At 50.8% G+C, this 21,378-nt stretch carries 21 protein-coding genes and 1 pseudogene; 7 read left to right on the forward strand and 15 right to left on the reverse strand.

Annotated elements, in window-relative coordinates:
- Nucleotides 1–229 precede the first annotated feature (229 nt).
- From JC200_RS19455 to JC200_RS19480, 7 genes and pseudogenes are all read left to right on the forward strand, one after another.
- On the forward strand, nucleotides 230–1,363 hold the full coding sequence (locus JC200_RS19455) for an ABC-three component system protein (RefSeq protein ID WP_206652317.1): 1,134 nt from the start codon (nucleotides 230–232) through the stop codon (nucleotides 1,361–1,363).
- Complete coding sequence (locus JC200_RS19460) at nucleotides 1,353–1,823, forward strand: three component ABC system middle component (RefSeq protein ID WP_206652318.1); 471 nt, start codon at nucleotides 1,353–1,355, stop codon at nucleotides 1,821–1,823. Before JC200_RS19455 ends, JC200_RS19460 begins: the two co-directional genes overlap by 11 nt.
- Nucleotides 1,820–3,757, forward strand: a complete 1,938-nt coding sequence (locus tag JC200_RS19465) for a DUF3732 domain-containing protein (protein ID WP_206652319.1) — start codon at nucleotides 1,820–1,822, stop codon at nucleotides 3,755–3,757. The genes JC200_RS19460 and JC200_RS19465 overlap by 4 nt, the downstream gene beginning before the upstream one ends.
- A gap of 510 nt (nucleotides 3,758–4,267) precedes the next feature.
- A complete protein-coding gene (locus JC200_RS19470; protein ID WP_206652320.1) occupies nucleotides 4,268–5,614 on the forward strand; it encodes an SIR2 family protein in 1,347 nt (448 codons plus the stop codon).
- Nucleotides 5,611–7,713: an ATP-binding protein gene (locus JC200_RS19475; RefSeq protein WP_206652321.1), complete on the forward strand. Its 2,103-nt coding sequence runs from the start codon at nucleotides 5,611–5,613 to the stop codon at nucleotides 7,711–7,713. The genes JC200_RS19470 and JC200_RS19475 overlap by 4 nt, the downstream gene beginning before the upstream one ends.
- Before the next feature lie 87 nt (nucleotides 7,714–7,800).
- Nucleotides 7,801–7,911 (forward strand): annotated as a pseudogene (locus JC200_RS24515) (topoisomerase DNA-binding C4 zinc finger domain-containing protein); the annotation flags it as partial.
- Between the two features lie 39 nt (nucleotides 7,912–7,950).
- The gene (locus tag JC200_RS19480; protein ID WP_274433380.1) at nucleotides 7,951–8,472 is read left to right on the forward strand and encodes a hypothetical protein; all 522 of its coding nucleotides are present in this window, start codon (nucleotides 7,951–7,953) and stop codon (nucleotides 8,470–8,472) included.
- Between the two features lie 426 nt (nucleotides 8,473–8,898).
- Here JC200_RS19480 and JC200_RS19485 read toward each other — a convergent pair whose 3' ends face one another.
- From JC200_RS19485 to JC200_RS19555, 15 genes are all read right to left on the reverse strand, one after another.
- Entirely contained in the window at nucleotides 8,899–9,096 is a 198-nt protein-coding gene (locus tag JC200_RS19485; protein WP_274433381.1) for a DUF559 domain-containing protein, read from the reverse strand.
- Complete coding sequence (locus JC200_RS19490) at nucleotides 9,050–9,331, reverse strand: PDDEXK family nuclease (protein WP_274433382.1); 282 nt, start codon at nucleotides 9,329–9,331, stop codon at nucleotides 9,050–9,052. The genes JC200_RS19485 and JC200_RS19490 overlap by 47 nt, the downstream gene beginning before the upstream one ends.
- A gap of 326 nt (nucleotides 9,332–9,657) precedes the next feature.
- The gene (locus JC200_RS19495) at nucleotides 9,658–10,533 is read right to left on the reverse strand and encodes an Rpn family recombination-promoting nuclease/putative transposase (RefSeq protein WP_274433383.1); all 876 of its coding nucleotides are present in this window, start codon (nucleotides 10,531–10,533) and stop codon (nucleotides 9,658–9,660) included.
- 75 nt (nucleotides 10,534–10,608) lie between these two features.
- Entirely contained in the window at nucleotides 10,609–12,108 is a 1,500-nt protein-coding gene (locus JC200_RS19500) for a recombinase family protein (protein WP_206652323.1), read from the reverse strand.
- Nucleotides 12,109–12,288: 180 nt separating this feature from the next.
- A complete protein-coding gene (locus JC200_RS19505) occupies nucleotides 12,289–12,528 on the reverse strand; it encodes a hypothetical protein (protein WP_206652324.1) in 240 nt (79 codons plus the stop codon).
- Nucleotides 12,529–12,586: 58 nt separating this feature from the next.
- On the reverse strand, nucleotides 12,587–12,913 hold the full coding sequence (locus JC200_RS19510; protein ID WP_206652325.1) for a DUF7678 domain-containing protein: 327 nt from the start codon (nucleotides 12,911–12,913) through the stop codon (nucleotides 12,587–12,589).
- 19 nt (nucleotides 12,914–12,932) lie between these two features.
- Nucleotides 12,933–13,133 (reverse strand): DUF5049 domain-containing protein, encoded by a 201-nt coding sequence (locus JC200_RS19515; RefSeq protein ID WP_206652326.1) that lies wholly within the window; start codon nucleotides 13,131–13,133, stop codon nucleotides 12,933–12,935.
- 146 nt (nucleotides 13,134–13,279) lie between these two features.
- Nucleotides 13,280–13,453 (reverse strand): hypothetical protein, encoded by a 174-nt coding sequence (locus JC200_RS19520; protein ID WP_206652327.1) that lies wholly within the window; start codon nucleotides 13,451–13,453, stop codon nucleotides 13,280–13,282.
- Nucleotides 13,454–13,549: 96 nt separating this feature from the next.
- Entirely contained in the window at nucleotides 13,550–14,488 is a 939-nt protein-coding gene (locus JC200_RS19525) for a lytic transglycosylase domain-containing protein (protein ID WP_274433384.1), read from the reverse strand.
- Nucleotides 14,485–16,053: a hypothetical protein gene (locus JC200_RS19530; RefSeq protein ID WP_274433385.1), complete on the reverse strand. Its 1,569-nt coding sequence runs from the start codon at nucleotides 16,051–16,053 to the stop codon at nucleotides 14,485–14,487. The genes JC200_RS19525 and JC200_RS19530 overlap by 4 nt, the downstream gene beginning before the upstream one ends.
- On the reverse strand, nucleotides 16,050–18,518 hold the full coding sequence (locus JC200_RS19535; protein ID WP_206652329.1) for an ATP-binding protein: 2,469 nt from the start codon (nucleotides 18,516–18,518) through the stop codon (nucleotides 16,050–16,052). The genes JC200_RS19530 and JC200_RS19535 overlap by 4 nt, the downstream gene beginning before the upstream one ends.
- Entirely contained in the window at nucleotides 18,515–19,219 is a 705-nt protein-coding gene (locus JC200_RS19540; RefSeq protein WP_206652330.1) for a TcpE family conjugal transfer membrane protein, read from the reverse strand. Before JC200_RS19540 ends, JC200_RS19535 begins: the two co-directional genes overlap by 4 nt.
- Nucleotides 19,220–19,251: 32 nt before the next feature.
- Complete coding sequence (locus tag JC200_RS19545) at nucleotides 19,252–19,482, reverse strand: hypothetical protein (RefSeq protein ID WP_206652331.1); 231 nt, start codon at nucleotides 19,480–19,482, stop codon at nucleotides 19,252–19,254.
- 160 nt (nucleotides 19,483–19,642) lie between these two features.
- Entirely contained in the window at nucleotides 19,643–20,470 is an 828-nt protein-coding gene (locus tag JC200_RS19550; RefSeq protein WP_274433387.1) for a conjugal transfer protein, read from the reverse strand.
- Nucleotides 20,467–21,369, reverse strand: a complete 903-nt coding sequence (locus JC200_RS19555) for a replication-relaxation family protein (protein WP_206652333.1) — start codon at nucleotides 21,367–21,369, stop codon at nucleotides 20,467–20,469. Before JC200_RS19555 ends, JC200_RS19550 begins: the two co-directional genes overlap by 4 nt.
- Nucleotides 21,370–21,378 lie beyond the last annotated feature (9 nt).

Here is a 21,378-nt window from a genome sequence, read left to right on the forward strand (position 1 = left end):
TCCTATGCCGACATGTCATTGATGCCGAGTCCATATATTACTCCATTGGAGGAAGATGGACGGAAGTTAGCAAAGATTTAACTAATTCGATGCACCGTTCTTTCGAATTGACCTCGGGATTATACCATCATTTGTCCACTTGACAATCTAGCTCTACAATTGCATTCAAAATCCGTTAGAAGTAAAATACTGTTAACGATGCGAATGTGATTGAGAGGGTTAGTTACATTTGAAACGGCTATCGAATGATGACACCCTGGCCAAATTAGGCGATACTTATCATTACCTCGTTGTACTAGAACATTGCCTTGAGTTAGACGAGGGCGAAGCCATCTATGTAGAAGAACATGGTGACCTGAGCAAGGTCTCTCCGCATGACGCCTCTAACATCGAAGTGAAAAGCCACCTTGTGGAACATCATCTCTCGAATCGCGATAGCGAGTTTTGGAATACACTGAAAAACTGGATCATGAATCGTGACCATCTCGCGGTGTATAAGCGTCTCATCCTGCTAACCACTTCAACGATTTCGGATGAATCCGCATTCTATGGGTGGGACAAGCTGGATGTACAAAAGCGGGTTGAGAGGTTGAGGGAAATCGGTGGCATCAAAAAGGAACAGGAAAAAACCTTTCGTCCCTTATTCGATGCGGTATTTGGATGTCCAAATGACGCGTTAATTCACATCGTCGGACGTGTTGAGCTATGCACGGGAAATCCATCGGTTGCAACGAAGGCGGAATCACTTTGTAAACATAAAGTATTGAATAACGTCCCTCAGGAACAAATCCCTTTTTATATAGAGGGGCTTCTAGGATACATTCTCTTGAAGCCGACACTGCCTCCCCATAGTTGGAGGATTAATCACGGTGAATTCAGCGATCTTCTCGTGAAATTGAGAGATAAATTCGTGAGCGGGAAAATCCCCATCCCGATTAACCCTCCTGATGTCGGTCATAAGACCAGTGATGGACATGGTAAGTATCGATTCGTTAAGGAAATTCTGCGGATTGAATATCATGAAGAAGTGAATGAGGCGGTCGAGAATTATTGGCAAGCCATGGCAATCGTCAGCAGTTATTTTCGCAACAGCTACGTGTACACACAGGAACTCCTCAGCTACGAAAATGACCTAAAAAAGTACCTGCATCGAAGGAAACGCATACAGAGACGGAACATGCAAGTGCAAGGTGGGGATTCCGTTCGTTCTTCACAGACGTATTATGACGAAGCAATGACGCTCACGCCACGGTCACTGAGTTCGTTCAGTGACAATCAACAATATTTTCAAAACGGAATCATTCACTCGATCGTTGATGATGGCAGCCTAACATGGCATTTGGAGGATTCTGATGGGAATTGAAAACCTCGCGGAGCTATCATTTAATCCCTTTCATATGGCACGCATTATGACATACTTCTTAAGCGGGGCAGGGGGTAGAACAACCTTCCCCCGGGTGTACTTGGTGTTGCCGATGGTGCTGTATGAGCCTTCTCGTACGGTCTTGGCGGGGGCAAACAAGCGGAGTTCTTTGTACAGCTTGTTTCTTGACGATCAAAGGAAAAGAGAAAACCTCGCAGGACTTCAGCGCCGCTATTTGTTGTATAAGACGCTGACGAATGAATCCCTCGTAGTTGGGGCTACCCGAAATGCGTTCCATGTGGATACGACAGTTGCGGTAAATTCGCAGGTTCGATTCCAAGACTGTACCGACCGTGACCTGCGGGAGCTATACAAGGCGGCACATTATTTCGGCGTCGTCCTTCAAAAGGAATCTCATGACGCAGCGGTGTTTATGAAAATGGGAGTGTATCCTTTATGACGACATTTATTCGAGGGATTGCGGTTTTCAATAGCCAAGGCGATAAGCGATACATCGAACTCAAAGAGGGTTTGAACATCATAACGGGTGATTCTAAATCGGGCAAAAGTGCCCTTCTTGAGATCATTGACTACTGTCTAGGGAGTTCACAAGCGACGCTTCCAAAGGGTGTTATCACGAACTTTGGTTTTCTGTACTGCATTATATTACAGATTCGTAAGACAAGCGTAATTCTGGGCAGGCACTCCTTTGCTCATGATGGTCGTACCAAAATGTTTCTTGGGGTTGAACCGAACGTCAAGAGCATTAGGGAGATTTCGCTTGATGATTTCGACCCTAATGGCTTTGCACAGATTCGTCGGATTCTCGATCAAGTGGGGAGCTTGCTGGGCTTGACCGTTACGGACATGAGCGAGGTGTCCGATGAGCGGAAAGAAGGCAAACCGAGCATCCGAAATATGATGTCATTTCTCCTTCAGCATCAGAATTTGATTGCAAACAAGTTTGCATTATTTTATCGCTTTGATAAAGCGGAAAAGCGACAGGCGGTCATCCGCCAACTACCTGTGTTTGCGGGATGGGTAGACCAAAAGTATTACACTATGCAGTATGAACTGGATACCAAGCAAAAGCAGCTTCGTCGGCTGGAACGCGAAACGCAGATTAATGAACGATATATGAGTGAAAAACAAAGAGAACTTGTTAATACGTTCCGTAAGTATTACATGCTTGTCGGGGAGAAACTGGATGACCAACTGCCCCTCGAAAAACTGTTGGAACTACAGGACCACTTACCTGGATTTAATTATAGTCGGTACTTAACTGCAGAAACGCAAAACGAATGGTTGAGTTTGAAAAGCGATTTGGAAGATCTGCGCCGAGAGAAACAAATCCTTGAAATCAAAATCCATGAATTGAAAGCTAGCCAAAACCATGGCAGTGAATATGCACAAGAACTACGTCGATTAAGAAAAATTGCGGCGGTACCTGAAGAGTTAGAGGGAGTAATTGTATGTCCCGTATGTGGTAAACCCCACGACGAACTGCCCGTTAAGACAATGCGCGTTCAGCAATCTTTATCTTGGCTCCAAGAGCAACTGCTACAGATTGATTATCATCAAAATGATTTCGACGAGCAAATCGGGAAGCTAACGCATCAGCGCGATGAGGTATCTCGTGACATTCAACGCGTGACACGTCGACTGGATGAAATTGAACGGGTTCACAAGGAAGTACACGAAAAAAGTAAGACCTTACAGGAGCAGAGCTTGTATGCAAAAGCGCAAATTGATTTACATGTCGATGTGGTAAGAAATAACCTTCGTGTATTTGGACAGTCGGATGACCTTGACACGTTGCGTGCAGAAGTTGCGACCCTTAAAGACCTGATTTCGGGGTATGACTTGGCGCATTACTATCGCGAAGCCATAGCCGCAATGAGTAAGGACATGAATCGAATCGTAGCACAACTCGATTTTGAAGACGAGTTTAATCCACCGAATCTGGTCATTGACTTGCAGGAGACGTTTGACTTATATCAGCAGGACCGTTCCCACCATCAAAAGATATATCTCAGTGAAATGGGGAGTGGCGCAAACTGGCTATCCTGTCACTTAGCTGTATTTTTGGGCTTTCTACATTTGTTTGCGCGTGAGCCCGAGTCGAAGGTGCCCAATTTTCTGTTTCTTGATCAACCAAGTCAAGTTTATTTCCCTAATTCAGATGCGGTACTGGATGAGGGCAATGAAGATAGTGACTTTGAGAAGGTCCGAAGGATCTATACGACGATCTTGAAAGAAATTGATTTAGTCGCCGCGAAAACCGGCGTTCGTCCCCAAGTCATTGTTACCGATCATGTCGGTGATTTGAGACTTCGCGGTTACGAGTTCAAACACTTTGTTCGGGCTGATTGGCACGGCTCAAAATTCATTTAAGGAACGCAGGACGTCCACTAGGAGTCCTGTGACAAATGTTCCTTATTTGTCTGTTCTAGTTTTTGGGGAGTTTGCATTTCCTTAATATGTAAATTAGTAGCGCAGGTGAGTAAGTGTATTCAGTATTTGTTTCGGGTGATGCGCTGAGCCAGCAAGTGGGGAATTCTGTGCATGAAATTTGAGTCTACTACCAAGGGAGAAATCCCGGTTCTTCAAACTCTGTCGACTTTCTGTTGATTGATTAATCAATTTTATCTGGGAGAGATCTATACAGAACCGTCACGAACAGGTCTTGCCATGTTGTCGGACAATTTTCTCCATAGCCGTAAGATGTGGAGCTGGTCTGTATGCCCAGAACACTATCTTCGTCGACTTCATTTAGCCACGTGTTTACATCGTGCTCTAAGACTTTTACGTTTTTATTCTCACTTTGAAAAATCCTTATTTGAAGCGTCATAGTCTCACCTTCCTCGTTTCTTGTTTAATTAATACGACTCGGTAGTGTGGAATATGATTAGCTTCGTTTGTGATATGATAGTAGAAACTTCTGGATTTGGATGTGTTGTTTCCATGGTATGGGACAGTAATACGCATTTTTATCGTATGGGAACGAAAACAAGTGATAGTGAACCTGAATTAAGCGATATCCTGAAATATAAAAGAGATATAGAACCTTGGCTATCTTCCGTCTTCCAATCGGAGCACTTGTCCTTGTTACTTGGAAGTGGTTTTACTAGTGCGTTAGCGAATTTGGCGGGCGCCTCACAAACGAATATGAACCGAGTATCGTTTGGTCATCCGGACCCATTGCCATATGAAGACCGTGTCAATATTGTGGCAGAGCAAAGTGCAATTGCGTGCGAGCGCGGAAGTGCCAACATAGAGGACCAAATTCGTGGTGCTTTAAATCTTGTTGAAGGTTTGCGAATTACTCAAGATCCTGCGGTTGATGAATGGACTTCTGCGTTGAATCGTGTGTTTAGGAGTTTGCTTGAATCGGTACTAATCACTGAGGCTGGAATCCTCAAGAGTGTTCATGAGAATATGAATGAAGTGGAGCAAACATTGGTTTCGTTCCTCCTGAGTTTTGCAAGCCGCACGGCTTCAAGAGAACGACTCAACGTTTTTACAACGAATTATGATCGTTTAATTGAATATGGATGTGACCTTGTTGGACTTCGGACAATCGACCGGTTTGTTGGAACATTAACTCCATTGTTCCGCTCATCCCGTATCGCTGTTGACATGCATTATAATCCTCCAGGTATTCGTGGAGAACCACGGTATTTAGAGGGAGTAGTTCGACTCACTAAACTTCACGGTTCGTTGGATTGGCGATTCGAAAAGAATCAGTTGAAGAGGTACGGTATCCCGTTTGGAGCGTCGGCCAATCATTCGGATTTTTCCGGCGATCCTTTACATTCGGTGATGATTTATCCTAATCCAGCCAAAGATGTTGAGACCCTACTGTTTCCTTATGCAGAGCTCTTTCGTGACTTCTCTTCTGCCTTGTGCAGACCTAATTCCGCACTTGTCGTCTATGGATATGGTTTTGGAGATGATCATATCAATCGTGTAATCTCAGACATGCTTTCCATTTCGTCAACGCATCTCGTTGTCATTTCATGGGATCATGCTGGCGGAAGACTAGAGACATTTTTGAAAAGAGTGGGGCGTCAGGCGCAAATATCTTTATTGGTGGGGCATCATTACGGGGATATAAAGAATTTGGTGAATTACTATCTGCCAAAACCATCAATTGATGATATCTCAATTCGTAGGACCGCATTGGAGGCAAGGCGAGCCTATGCAATCGAACCTGAAGGCGATGCAGAACAAGGGAGCAATGATAAATGAACTCATATATCGAAGAAGTCGCTTCATTGACGGTTGGAACAATTGAGTCAGTTGCTCCCAATGAATTTAGAGTTCTGCTCGATATTGATGCTCCGCAAACAACTGCACTCAATGCAGTCGTTCCACAGGGATTCCCGAGATTAAATGGCTATGTCCTCATTCCCAATGAAGTTGGTTCAATTGTCGGAATGGTTACTTGGCTTGGCATTGAAAGGTCAGCTTATCCTAGACGCAGTGGTTTCAAGGACTTTGGATTGTTAGATTTACCGTTCCCACTTCGGAAAATGACTGTCTTGCCACTTGGAACACTTCAACAGACCGTGGATCGTGAATACCCAGATAAACTTATATACCAGTTAAACCGTGGACTGAGTGTATATCCGTCGGTTGGAGATAAGGTGATTTTACCTTCCGTAAGCCAACTAAGGAATATTATTGAGGGAGGTGAAGCGGAACAAGGAGTAGTGATTGGAACTTCGGTTCTTGCTGCAGATGCCACTATTTCTGTTCACCCAAATAGAATTTTTGGAAGACACTTGGCTATACTCGGAAATACGGGAAGCGGGAAATCTTGTACGGTTACAGGGGTAATTAGATGGACGTTGGAGCGTGCTGAAGAGGAGCGCAGAAAACGAGAGTCAGAAAAACCTCTCAACTGCCGTTTTATTGTATTAGATCCGAATGGCGAATATCGTAATACTTTTGGTGATTTACATGCGCGTGTGTTTCAGGTGCAAGGGGGGCACAATGAATCCACAGATACTAATTCTGCACGAAACATACAAGTCCCTGCCTGGCTGTGGGACGAACAGGAATGGGTAGCATTTACTGGTGCAAGACCTGGTGTACAGCGTCCAATGTTATTACGCGCCTTACGGGAATTAAAAGCTGGAGGCAAGTTGGACCTAACCGAAGTAGATGCAGTAAGACGATACTTCTCTTTCGTCAGGCAGAAACTCCAATTTATCGTAAATGATCCTACTCAGTATACCGAGTATACAAAATACAAGGATGTTGGCGGGCTTCTCGTCTCTGTTCAAGATAAATGTATGAGATTTCAAGTAGCAGATGAAGGCTTGTCGACGGCGATACAAGAAGTAGTCAACCAATGTGGAGAGATTATTAGACGCCGGAGAAACGACAAGGGGTATTGGTCTTCATTCGTCGAATCAGAATTATTGGAGTTACTGAATCGTACGAATGCCGTGATAGCCCAGTGTGGAGAAAGTGTTCAACAAATACCAGAGGTGGATGCAAATTCTCCAATTCCCTTCAATGTGCACGCCTTAGCAGACTATTTGGATGACATGACCCTACAAGAGAGTCCGGGTAATGTTCAGCACATACAAACATTGAGCGCACGTATCCGGGCACTTCTTAAAGATGCGAAGCTCGGGGCAATTATCGCACCGTCTGAAATCGTAACTTTGGAACAATGGCTTCATAGTTACATTGGTTCTGGTGATGAGGAAGATAGCGCGATTACAGTTTTAGACCTATCGCTCGTACCTAGCAATGTCGTCCATATAGTAACCGCAGTTATCGCACGGATGGTTTTCGAACTGGTCCAACGTTATCGTCGTACCCACAATGGTAGAACGCTACCAACTGTACTCGTACTTGAAGAAGCACATTCGTTTATCAAACGTTCTCGTGAGCATACAGATGAGGGTGCGATTGATGCTGCAGACGTTTGTCGAGAAGTTTTCGAACGAATCGCGCGAGAGGGACGTAAGTTTGGTCTTGGGCTAGTGCTTTCGTCGCAGCGTCCATCAGAGCTTTCTCCAACAGTCTTATCCCAATGTAATACGTTTTTGCTGCACCGTATAGTGAACGATAGGGACCAAGAGCTAGTTAGTCGACTCATTCCGGATAACTTAGGCGGCTTTTTGCAGGAGCTTCCAAGTCTGCCGACTGGTGAAGCCATCTTGATGGGCTGGGCTGCACCAATCCCTGTTCAAGTCAGCATCAATCGGCTCAAGGACGAGCACAGGCCACTATCCGACGACCCGAAGTTCTGGGAAGTTTGGGTTGGTGAAGAACCCCGTGAGTTAAATTGGAAACAAATTGCCCGGGATTGGACGGCACAACTGGAATGAGTGGGGACTTGAAGAATCCTCGAACACGCATCTTGAATTAAATTTGAAAACTGAAAATGTGGAATCAACTTAGGGGCGAGTTGGATAGTGAATGGTGGACGCCAGTGTCCTAAATGTAGTAAGCAAATGGTTTTGCGTCATGGAAAGTACGGTTCGTTTTTCCGCTGTTCTGGGTTTCCGGATTGTCGACAGACACAATCAATTCCTCCTAGCATTTCTAAAGAAGATGATTTTAAGTTGGCTTTGTTGACCGCCGAGATCCTCAAAGTAAAGCATGATGAGGAATGGAGAACTAGAGCGTTTCGGGAATCGATTGCCAAACGGGAAGTTCATGTGACGAATGTTTCAGGTCGGAGAGTTTTGCTAAAAATTCAACTTCTCATAGGGACTGAATTAGGCGATAGAATAGGCGACGAATACGTGTTTTCAGCACTGAGGGCACGAAAAAACTACTATACAAGTCCTTCATGGATTATTGATGGTCAAGAGTTCATAGACATTGAGTTTGTTAAAGTGACAACGCACTCTGAACAGAAGACCAAGAGGCGACTAATGTCGGAAATGAACTATTGGGCAAATGTTGGTATATATCAGGAAGATTGCGGGTGTAAGTTTGGATTTACCTATTGCCTTACGTCAAGAGAAAATGAATTGGGCGGATCTTCTTCGTTATTAACCGAAGCCCCGTTCCCCATAGCGGTAGACGTGCTGGGATATTACTCAACGCACGGGTTGTGGAAAGGAGATGGGTTACTATGAAAATTGACCCTTTGAGCAGCTTCTTACTTGAAGAAGAATGTGTTTTCAGTAATGGAGAGCTATTTTAGGACATGGTAAAATTACAGGCTCTTCGTCGCTTAAATGGGTACCGAATTCTGAACGGCGTTATTAACGCAAGGGGTTAGGAAGAATGCCTTATGATGGTCGGCATTCTTTAGGCGTAAATTATGCTTCAATCCTTGCCCGTCAAGGACTTTCGCGGCATATGCTCGCTTCACTACGATATTCCACGATTCGTTTAACGGGACATCAAAAATGTCACCCGTGTCGTGCAAGAATTCAGGTGTCCTAATTCATTACCCACTCAACGTGACGAAGAGGCAAATTACCTGTTGAGCCAATGTATAGAGTGCCTACACTCATTAGGAGCTTTGCTAAATCAGATTTACAGGTTTCGGAGTTTAATCAGGATTGTCTGCGTTTGGCCATTTCGATGAAACGTACAATACGTCCAAATGTCTCGTCAAAATTTCGTTTCACTTCGTGCTCCCAAACTCGAAGCACGTTCCAACCATGCTGATTGTAGTACTGGCACACGTTTGCATCTTGCGTTCGATTATGTTGAATCTTTTGCTGCCAATAGTCTGCGTTTGCATTCGGCATCCAGCAATGCTCGGCATACCCGTGGCAAAAAAGAATCAAGGAATAATGCCACTTTATACTTCTTGATTGCAATATAAGGTTTTCCCATTAAGGTTTGCACATTGTTGCGAGACCGGCTGCCCCGGCGCCAGAGCCCTTTACGCACCCGGTTCTCAAAAGAAGTATTATTTGATTTGATGGCTTGCATGGTTTTTCGGCGGACTTCCCGGCTAACGTTGTCTGCCAGTGCAATCACCGCCTTGGCGCTCACTGAAGGTTTGCGTTTATTTCAATAAGTAATGAACGATCCGTCTCAACAGCTAAAAACCCGTTCGTTGTATTTTTCCAATAAGACCTTCCATCCATGCGAAAGGTGGCCTCGCGCGAATTCACTGATTTCCTCAATGTTTTGCCCAATGAAAGCCTAGCGGATCACGGCCTTTATCCTCACATGGTCCAAATATATCTCTCATTACCGCACTCCTGTGCAATCGTTCTGGGAACTCACAGTTGCTTGCTGCTTTCCGCATCGACAATCGGCATGCAGTCGTAGTTCCCTGAAATGGAAGGGATCTTATTTTCTCACTGAACCCGTCGTCGAATCTCCTCAACTTCCTCTCGCGTCAGGCCCGTAAACTTCGCAATTGTATCCAAGTCCTGATCTGCATCAATCATTCTCTTTATAATGTCCCGAATAGCTTCCTTACGAGCTATTTGTTCCCGCAACTCCGCTTCTCGGATGGCAGCGGCCTCGTCCAGGATCGCCATGCGCCTGGAGTGGTACTCGGCCAATGCCTGGGGATCGCGACTGATGCCCTCCCATTTTTCGAATGCCTCTTTCATGACAGGATCCTCCTTTGCAATCGTCTCCAACTCATCCCGGATTTCATCGTCTTCCGCCGCTTCCAATAGTAGTAGCCATCGGACGAGTCGGTCCTCATGGAGATTAACGGTACGTTTTCGCCAGTTTGTCAACAACTTTGGAATCTCCATGAAGTGGATTTCCAGCGCCTCGGTGAGCAAGAACTGGTCCGTGTCCTCATACAAATGAAATGTCGTATGATACCGCTCGGTCGCTCTTACGTAGCGGAAATTCAAGATGTTTATTGTGATCGTCTGTGCCAGTTCGGAATACGACATGCCCTTTTGCATCTGGTCTGAAAAGATACACGACCAATAGTACAATGTGCGCTTCTCCATGTCATGACGGTTGGCAAGCTGGATCTCGATGTTGATCCTGGTACCATCTTTAGTACGCGCATGAATGTCCAATATGGACTTTTTATCGTCCATGTACTTTGGGCCAAGCTCTGGATTGATTAAATCAACGGAGGTAATCTCTCCGCTCTCCGAGCGCTTCAAAGCGGCGTTCAAAAACGCGATTAAAATGGGTTCGCTGCCGGGGCTGCCGAATAATGCTTTGAACGCGAAATCAATTTTCAAATCCATGAGTGCCATGTTATTCACACCTTTGAGAACTACCTTGGAGATATTGTACCATGGTTGTTCGTGAATGTGTCCGGGCAGGCGAGCCTAGCGGAATTTTACTCGCACGTTGATCCCATATCCGTTTCGCGTGTACTCAACCCGCTCAATGATCTGTTTGAGCAACCGATTCTTTTCATCTGGTTTTTTGTCGAGGAGTTTCCACACGTTGTTCAGTTTTTCGATTCGTTCTAACCTATCCCGGTCGGATACAGGCCCACCAAGCTGCAACGTTTCCTTTAGCTGCTGAATTTCGTTCTCTTTTTTCGTGATGAGATCTTTCTGACGATCCAGTCGCGATCGATACTCCTGCTTTGTCAAGTCTCCGGAGACATAGAGGTCTTTAAGCCGGGTTACACCTTCGTGCAAAGTGTCCAGTTCTGTCTCTCTCAACCGCAAAACCATTTGCGGTGTCATGTCGGGGGAAGCCGTTATTTGAATGGGTTTCGAACGGATTTCTTCTTCGTAGTCCCGTAGGCTTTCAACCACCGCTAGATCCACATGTTCAAGGTCGGCACCAGGATTACCGCAGCGGTTCCCGTACGGATCGATTTTCTGACATTTCTTCACCAGAATGCGGCCATTCTCCTTGGGCTGAAATTGCATGGAGGAACCACACTTGCCGCAGAATACAAGCCCGGAGTACACGTAGGTCCCATGTCTCGTTCGTTTGTTCTGGATTCGACGCTGTTCCAAAAGTTTGACGATCTTCGCATGTTCTTCTGGAGTTTTCACGGCGGGATGCGCGTTTTCGACGACCACCCAATTCTCTCGTGAATTGATGCGAAAAGGAGCCGTTTTTCGGTTCTTGTGCAGCCCACCGCTCGTCTTGCCGTAGACTATGCGCCCGAGGTGAACTTCGTTGAGTGCAAGGCGGTATAACACGCTCTCCTGCCACAACTTGCCCTTGGGCGAAGGAATGCCCATGCGGTTTAGCTCCCAGCAGATTGCAGCACACGTGGCTCCACTGAGGAGTCGTTTCTTGATAAGTTGGTAAATCTCGAATTTATCGGGGTCGATGGCAAGAGATTTTGCTTCGGAGTTGTAGACGTAGGGGAAGGGGGCGGGACCATTTGTCCAGTGTCCGAGCCGTGCTCCAATCTTCTTGCCGCGTTGAAAACGCTTCTTGATCATTCGGTATTCATACCTTGCAAAGACGCCTTCGATATCGGTGATCAGTTCCTGGTCTTCGTCGTTTAGGTCGTACACCCGACTGGGCGTCACCACCAGGGTGTTCGAGAGCTTGAGGACTTTTTCCACTCGGGCGCGGTCTTCCTTATCGCCGCGACTCAAGCGATCATAGTCCATTACCACGACCGCGTCGTAAAAGTCGTTCTCTACGTCCTTTAGGAGTCGCTTGAATTCCGTGCGATAGTCGATGCTGTCGGAACTGCCGATTTCCCGGTAGATTACATATCGCCAGTTGTTCTTTCGAACGAGATCGGTGAGCGCGGTTTCGTGCTTTAGCAAAACGTCTTCTTCTCCATCGGTGTCGTCGCGGCTTTTACGCAGGTAGACCGCGACTTCGTAGATCTTTTTTTGTTCCATTTGGGATCACCTCCGGTGACGTGTAGAAGTTTCCGACGGCGTGTATTCCGCATTCGCCGGGTGGCTCCATCACACGTCCCTTCTCTTGTCCGGTCATGGAGCCCCGATTGGATGTCCAACTTAGCTCTGCGTGTTTGGACAGTCAACGGCAGGAGATGGAAGCAGGCAGATGTGCACTCTTCACTTGAATGTAGTGTGTGTAGATTCGGCGCGCGGCGATGGGCGATGATCTTCGCCGATAGGGGAACTGTCGGTGCGTTCAGGTTTCGCGTTGTCCGTCACCGCCAGGTCGCAATGCACGATGGTGGACTCCTGACACACCGAGCAGCGGATGACGATGTCACCATGGTGTATGGAGAACAGTTCAGGGCTCACGAAGGAGTAGTGGCCCTTGGGGCAAATGAATATGGGTTTGCTCATTATCATCCCTCTTTCGATGAATGGTGTGTGCGACGTGGCCGCTCCAGAGAGTGGGTGGTCAAAAGTCCATGCCACCTCTGTACTTGCGTTCTTCATATGCCCAATCGATGTCGTGATCGTGAAAGCAGGCGTATACGTTGTCGACGACCGGGCGATATTTCGCAGCCGGTAGACCCCCGTCCCAACCGCGGTCGTAGTTGACTAGGGCATGAAAAAGGCCGTCCCCTTTTTTCGGGACGACCATCAGGGCGGAAATTCTGCCATCGTTGATGCCAAACTTCGAAGGCTCGTCAAACACACGCGCGTGAATGTAATATCCGTCGACGTACCCTTCATACCACGTCCCGCCGAAATGGCTCGGCTTGACTATGAAATCGTATTGCATGAGCGATGCCTCCTGTTCTTTATTCCTCGGGCTCGATGCCGTACATCACGCCTTCCACGTACTCGTGTTTGTGATCCATCAACCAAGAGACCGTATCCCGGTTGTTTAGCATATTGGCCAGTTGCACCACCGCGCGGTAGTCCAACATATTGGTGGCTCCAGACTGACGGATTGCTTCCAGGCCTTGAAATACAGATTTGGGTACTCGAATCTTGTCCATCTTGCTTCTCCTCCTCCAATGGGTGATTGGTTGCCGTCTCGGACGGATGATTTATATACGTGATGCGCTTCGACGTACAGACGATTCCAGACCTTTATTCCTATCGCGAACCGTTTGCACTTTCATCTCAGAATTCCTGTGGCGGGTCAGTCCTCATCGATGACCAGGTAGTAGAAACTTGTATGACCCATTCGGAATTGGTAGCCATACATGAGTTGCGCGTACGTGATCAGTTCCAATGCTTCTGCTTTACTCTCCACCTCGAGACTGCCTTCCTTGCGCACGCGCCGTACTTTGTCTTTCATGTCTGTATGTTCCACGTTTGTATCCTCCTCGTTCAGTGAGTCATCGTAGCTCTGGGTACAGATAAAGACAAGTCGCAAATTGCAGAGCAGATGAGCAGGATTCCAGGTGCGTCACGGACCGCTTTGGGGTGGGGATGAGGTACTCAATACCGGTGTCTGCGCGAGGCTTGGCGGCATGGGGCTGACGGACCAAAGTACAGGTAGTAGGGTGGCCTGTTCCTGGATTGAAATGGTCACGCCGTGGACACCTGCGGTACCGAGCGATTCCCCGGCGTGTACCCCTTCGGCTGACGTAACCGACGGCTGAAGACCTTGTTCGGTCACGGTGAGCCCATCTGCAAGATCAAGTCGGATTGTCGTCCCGGTGACTGAGGCTACAGTTCCTTGATGGATGGCACGGACTATTGTGCCGGGTGGGCAATGAATCGCAATGCTGAATGGGTCGCTGCCGCCAGTAGAAACAGAACGGAATGAATCCCTCGTGTCCGCTACTGGCCATACCCAATCGGAACTCAGTGGATTCCACGTCTGATAGATGGTTGCCAACTGGAGAACTTCTCGCACATAGTCGCTCGAGTGGTTGTATTGAAAGACCGCCTGAGCTGGGTTCTTCTTCGCATCGTTGGCGGACAAATACTTCGCCGCGGAGAAGATCGCGTCCACCGGATCGTACGGGTCGGCTTTGCCGTCGCCGTCTGCATCGACGCCATATGCAGCCCAGGTCGCCGGTTCAAACTGCATCCACCCGATGGCTCCCGCGGAGGACAAGGCTAAATCACGGCCGAAGTTCGTTTCCACCCGGTTGATCCCCGCCAAAATGGCCCAAGGCACGTGATACTTCGCACCCGCGGCGTGATAGATCGGAATGAGCTGTGGTGGGATCGGCTCCACGGCAACTGCAGCCGACAACGGGAGCGCATTGTCACGGGACGAAATGATCGCCCCAAGCGATACGATGAGCAGAAGGGACAGGAACAGGACCATCACGACACCCCAGAAGCCCAGCACCCCAATTCCCCACAGGACAATCTTCCGGGCGGGATGTTTCAATCGTCCTCACCACCATCGCCACCACGGTTCTTCGGCCGTAGACGGCGATAGAGATTCTTGGCAAAATCCGATGATCGGTTGACCGAGGTCGTGGTCTCCCGCCAATGTTCGCGCACGTATACGGCCGACGTGCGCATCATCTCGTGGGGCGTCGGCGCGCCCACCTTCGAGAGGATGGCACCGAGAATTCGTTTACGAAACAGGAAGGCGAGAAAAAACAGCAGTGACACGAATACCTGTTGCAGGATGAGCAGCCCGGTCGTGCGGGTCAACACATCTGCGAGGAGTAGTGTGATGCCGAAATAAAACCCATAGACGACTTTGGTGCCGAGTGCCCCGATGAGCCAGCCGAGCCAGGAGCGGACAAATGCAAATCCACGTCCCGGTATGAGACCGACCAGAAACACAATGGGCGAGACGAGGATGAGCGCGAGCGCCATCTCCTGTGCTGCCACCAGCATACCAGCGATGACGACCACAAAAATTAGGAACATGACGGAGGCGACGAGGGAGAACAACGCGATCACCATCCTTGGCACCACGCTGCCTGCGCCCAGTACATCCGGCATATCCGGGTGCCCACCATGATTAATGGAAGGGTCCCCGAGGGTGGTGGCGAGGATGGTGCGCTGCTGGGATCCGTCCGGATAAGCGCGCATCAGGGTCATCCAGTCTTCCTCCGGTGTTACGGTCAGAGAGAGGTTGTCCGATGCAGCGGCTTTCGTAATCGCGGTGGCCTCTGCGGGTGTGACGCGGATCGGCTGTTGTTCTGTTCGGTTGAACTCCCCGATGGTCCATGGCCGCGTCACAAACAAATCCCACACCTGATTCCCCGTGACAATCAGTTCCGTATCGGCAGCTTGCTTTGGGGAGAGAGAAGACGTCCCCTCGATTTGCTGAAACGGCTGTGCCAAAGCCCCCATCGTCACTTGCGAGAGATGGTCCATCGTGTTCGACAAAAACCGGATGTCCGGTCCGCTGTTCGTCATGAAGAAGAATCCCCCTGCCAGCACCACGACACTGGCGAGGATGCCGGACCACACCCGCGCGGGCTGGTTATCCACCATCCCCTTTTTGACGGCCCACGCGGCGAGTGCGATGAGGCTGAAGGGGAGGAAGCGGCCAAATAGACTCTGGCGCAGGCCAATGAGTAGCGGCGTCACCGCTGCTAACTGGTCGTTGACAAGTTGCGTATGAAACCCTAGTTCCGAAAGAAAGATACCAAAGCGCGTGATGAATCCGGAGCCGATGAATATCCAACTGGCGATCGCGTTGCCAAGGTACGGGATCGGGTCGCCCAGACTCGGTTTCAAACCGCCCCATTCCCACGTGACTAGGCTGTATCCGAGGTCGAAGGCGTATCGGTCCGGCGGATAGATACGGTAGGTCGGTGTCGTTGTTACAGTGACCCCAATTTGGCTTTCGGTCGGCAGAATCTGATTCATCATCGTCGAGGTCGGGGTGGTGGATGCGAACGCTGGCTTGATGCTGAATAGCAAGGTTGCAGTAGAGCAGGCAACGACGGCAATCAGGATACTTGGCCACACCCCTCGTTTTCGTTTCATAATGTTGCCCTCCCGCCAACTGACGTGTTGAAGACGTCGAGCAGGTCGTCCGGGGTTGGGTCGATGTAGATGCGGCCGACGCGCCCTTCAATGTCCTTCATAAAACAGTCACCGGAACGCAGGCTGCGGAACTCTTGCCAGAGTGTTGCTTCGTCCGGATCGAGGCCGAGAAGGATGGCGTTGTCGGAGCTGGCACGCGGGTCCTCGGTGCGAAAACAGAAGATGGCGCCGAGGTTGTTCCTCAGTTCCTCCTCGGCAATGTCACCGGGGTTTTGCGTGACCAGGATGGGCACGACACCGTAGGAACGGCCCATGCGCACCGTCTCGTCGATGAGTTGCCGCCCTTCCGGGAACGATCGTAGGAGCCACGCTTCATCGATGCCAAACAACTTGAGAGTCCCGGGTTCCGCATGAAACAGGCGTTCCCGACCGAGCGTCGCCATGAGATACATCATGCCGACACCGAACCGTTCATTGGGCGTCAGGGATACGGTTTCACCGGGGGCGCGTTTGGGGAGGGGAAGGCTGGCGAGACTGGCCACGACGAAGCGTGTACTTGGCAGTGAACTCTGTCCTTCGTCCCGGGCAAACACCAAGCGACCATACGGACTTTTCATATACCCCTGAAGCCTTGTGTAACAACGGCGTGCCTCCACGCGAAGCGCCTCGTGCCCGCCGGTCTGGGCCAGGCGCTGCATTTCGTTCATGAAGCGCGACAGGTCGCGGGGACCGTTCGTGAAGACCCTTTCGACAGCCTCCATGATGACGTCTGCACGTTCATCGCTACGTCCGCCATCCAAGAGCAAACTCAGGTAATCGAGGGCGACCGCCTGACAGCGCTCTTCGCTTTGGGCCAACCGAAACGGATTGATGCGGGTCCGAGACCCGGCAGACAAATCAAGCACGGTCAGGTCGCGTGCAATCTCAGGAATGCGGGAGAAACACTTATCCTCGTCTTTGGGGTCAATGCTGAAGATGCTGCCCCCCCGGTTGTAGGCCAGATAGAAGAGAAGTTTTTTCAGGACTGATTTCCCGCCGCCAAGTGTTCCGACAATGCCGATGGCTCCACTGCGGTTCATCTCGCTGGACATGGGGCGTGCCAAATCTAAAAGCACCGGCGTTCCTTGCTGCGTGCGGCCGATGTAGTCGCCGGTCGGATCCCCAGCATCTCGACTCCCATGGGGGACCCCTGCGGCCAGGTAACCTGGGTCCATGGGGAGGTCCCACGGCTTTTTTGCGATATCGGTTCCTGGAAAGAAGTCGAGAAACCCGCGCGCTTGGTCACCCGGAGAGCGGACGACCCGCAGGTGCTGGCTGCTGCACAGCTGTGCGAACTGCGTCGCACGCGCTTCTAATGCCTCGCGGGTGGGGGCAAAAACAGCGAAGGTGACCGTCGCATGAACGAGCGGCATGCCGCGCTGCAGTTTGTGTTCCAGCAGTCGGCCGCGATCACCTGCCCATTCGAGCGTGAGGGGGAGATCACCTGTGCCCTCGACATACTCACGTTGTTGATCCTTCAGTGCCTTGCGGCTGCGCTCCAGCCCCGCGGCTGCCGTATGCGGCGCTTCGACATCCAGGTGGATGCTGTATTCGATCGGATCGTGTACGTCATCCAGGCGGTACAGCCACTCTTGCCCAACGTCCGAGACCTCTTCTGGTACGTCGACCAGGAAGTAAAACGCCTGCCAACTGCTCTTCTCCCCATCATCCTGATGGTGGACGACCAGCGTCTTCATCCGCTCTTCCACCACGGAATCCCCGGAGATGAGGATGGGTAGGGAGGTACGGGGACGGATTAGGACGCGTTCGCCGCGCACCGCAATCTGATAGCTTGGATCCAGCCCCAATCGCGGCGTCGATTCGCCGGGTAGCCCCCGGTGAAAGGAATGGCGGAGCAGCCATTCCAGATCCGAACTCTGCAGACGCTCAGCGCCCAGTGCCGTACGGACGGATTGTGCTATAAGTGCCTCTGCGCCAAGGGCGTCCTCCAATACCCGGCGGTCCACCTCGCCGGATGGTGTGGCGAGGAACTGTTGTTCGAGAGCGCGCCCAAACCCCGTCACCCAGTCACGAATCGACATCAGGGTTTGACCGGGACCGGTGAGGCGGATGTCCGGCGGTGTAAAGCGAGAGCGGGGTAACTTCACGAGGAGAAAGAGTGAACGTCGCCAGGGATGGGTGTCTGCGACCTTTTGAATGACCGCATCTCGATACCGCTCAAACTCTTTACCTTGCGCCCCTTCCTTTGCAAAGAACCCCGTGGGGCGAATCTCGTCGGTCAGGGACAGGAGATGGCAGGCCCCGCGATACGTGTGCAGAAATTCGCGAAGACCATCGACGATCGCCCGCTTCTTGGCGGTGGATTGAAACGCGTAGGGCTGCTGAGGAATCCGGTACGCCGCCCATGTCTGAAGCCGCGCGTCGAAGACCACATTTTGCTCATAGTAGAGGACGGGACATCTCATCCGTCACCGCTCCTTTTATGCAGATGCGCGGCCGCGTCCGATGCGTGTAGGGTGATGTCTGCTGGTGCCGTCATGGTCCACATCCACCAACCTCGTCTATGCTTGGAGCGGATGTCGTCTACGTTCGTGTGGACATGGGCGGGTAGAGGGACGAGGGAGAAACGGTGTGTGCGTTCGTGCCAGTGCAGTTTCGACGGTGGGTATACACGAAGCACGGAACCCGGCTCCAGTGTGCCGTCAAGGGATTCGGTCATGAAGAATTTGATCCGAATTCCCGTCGCGACATCGACCACGTGGTACCTGCGTACTGTGAGGGGCCAGTGAACCATCCGCCTGGTGTGCGGTGGGGAGATACGCTCGAATCGGCGAAAGTATTTCTTGTTCAACAGATACCGAAGGATGTCTCGGAGGTAGGCAGAGGTTGATTTGCCGGCAGGGTCTAATTTGTGGAGGATGTAAGCGAGTCCTGCCGGACCGAGGCTAAGCGTGAGCGCCGGACCGAAGGGGGAGAACCAGGCTAGGATCGGGATCACGTGGTAGAACACCCAAAAAAGGAGAAAGGCCTGCAGCCAGAGCAGGATGAGATCGCGGTCAATCGGCATCCAAAGTCGAATGTCCCCAATCTGGTAGAGGACCGTCTTGACTCGAAAAAGAGAGCGATAGGCGGTGTATCGCGTCTCAAGAGCGCCCGCCTTTTCCACGGTGTATCACACTCCTTTCTCGATAGGCTCGATTAGCTGCCCACGTTGATGCCGAGCTTTTGTAACAGGTATGTCGCGAGAAACTCGGCGATTTTCGGGAAGAACACGAAAATGGCGAGAATGCACGAGAGGATGATGTGCGACCATAGGTGATTGTGCTCGCCCCTGGCGTACAGTTTCACGCCGCGATAGACCGCGATGCAGAGGAAGACCGCTTGAAGCACATGTTCCGCCCAATTGATCCCCGTGGTGATAAAGTCCACGAAACTCACCTCCTTGTCCTACTTCCAAGTAGCTGTCCACAAATGGGCAGGTACGTCCTATCCGTCAGTGCATACGCCAACGAGGGGTTTCAATCGGTTGAGAACGCCTGCGGTGAGGTTGCTTCACTCTTGAAATTTCTGATAACGGTTTCTGCGGGATTCAGGGCGCAAGCGAGGAGATAAACCACTTGCCGCTGTTCTGGATCATGCTCAGGGCGTACGTCTGTGAGATCTCCACCTTTGCGGCCGGGTCCAACACTTCGATGCTGACGATCGCGGTATACGGGCCGTGGCCAAGCACCTGCAGGTCCGTGAGTGACTTCCATGTGAAGAGGCCACCCAAGGGTTCGATGTTTGTGCCGGGTGCGACGAAATTCGTGAGATCTGCAGACGTTTGGCCAGACAGATACGCCTGCAGAAAAGAGACGACGACAGGGCGAAGTGCGGCCGACACGGCATCCGGTGCGGAAGACGCAGTTGGTGCTGTGTTGATCGCGCCCGCGTGGGACACGGGTTTTACAATCGGGGGATTGATGACGGCCGGATGCCCGGCAGTGTCAAAACTGACGGGTACGGTGAGGTGGATGAGCGGGTGCAGGTTGGTTTCGGCGTAGACGTCGACGAGAAATTCCTTCGGGCCGCGCCTGGTCAGTCGAATTGGAAACACGGCTTCCACTACTTGCGTTGTCTTTCCTTGGGACACCGGCCCCGGAAAACTACTGCCAAGCACGGAGGAGGCGACAAAAGGCTGCATTTGCGATTGCCACTCTTGGGCTGTTTCGCCAACAGGCCACGTCAGCCAGGCGCGGGTAAATGCAGCGGCGAATTCCGATGCGCTCTGATCCTGCAACACAGTGGATTCACGAAGTCCTGGACGGCTCGGTTTCGGGTGAACGGGATGGGTCAGAAAGCCGATAGAACCCATGGTCGACACGATCAGCATGGGCCAGAGGAGCGCGCGGGTCAGGAGGATGCGTGCCTGGATCATCGTTCCGTGCCGCCTTTTACTCGGTTTGGAAACGGTCGCTCACGTATCTGTTTGCCGAGTGGGACCGGACCATCTTGGTTTCCTTTCAGCCGCGGAAAATCACGCCATGCAACCAGTCCGTCTTCTATCCCGCTCCAGACCGGTGCGAACACGCCATGTCGTTCAAGGTCGGCTTCAGTGGCCGTCCACATCGTGGGGATCGGTTGGTGACGGAGCGCGTCCGAGCGCAGGTCTTCCCAAAGTTCAAGAATGCGTGAGGAGCGGTGTTCATCTCTCGTCACAAACAGCACATTGGCCAGCGTCATGTCCGTCCAAAACTTGGCGAGGACATCGGTGTATTGCCAAAGCTTGTGGTGTAGAACCCAGATATGCTCGCTCCCCGTGTCGTACTCGACGTGGAACACAAGCTCGCCGCCCTCCGCGAAACGGTAGGTGCCAAGGCCATCTGGACGCAAGGGAATGCTGCGTTTCCCTTTCGAGTCCACGAGCGCGTATCGTTCACCCGCGTCGCGCATGCCAATCCATTCAATGAGCCCTTCCCGCATGGGTCGAGAGAGGCTTTCGCGAATGAGAGCGGCAAAGAAACGATGGACGCCGTAGAGGTGGGGAACCTGACCTGCTAGGACGCCCTTTTGCCGAAGCAGCCCGGCGTGATACTCCTTGGTCAGCCCGAAGGCTACCTCGATCCCGTCCTTCGTCAGGACCCACCCCCTGGCATTGCGACGGATGAAGTCAAGCGATAGGGATTCCATCCAGCCTTTGGCACGAAGAGATTGAAATGCCTTGTAGAGGGTATCGGTTTCGTAGTTTAGGAGCAGACTGATTTGTTCTGTCGTCAGCATACTGTAACGATACAGTGAGATGAGGATCTCGCTTTCAATGTGGCGAGGTACGTGCATATGAGGACT

The sequence above is a fragment of the Alicyclobacillus sp. ALC3 genome, from assembly GCF_028751195.1.
Classification (GTDB): domain Bacteria; phylum Bacillota; class Bacilli; order Alicyclobacillales; family Alicyclobacillaceae; genus Alicyclobacillus_L.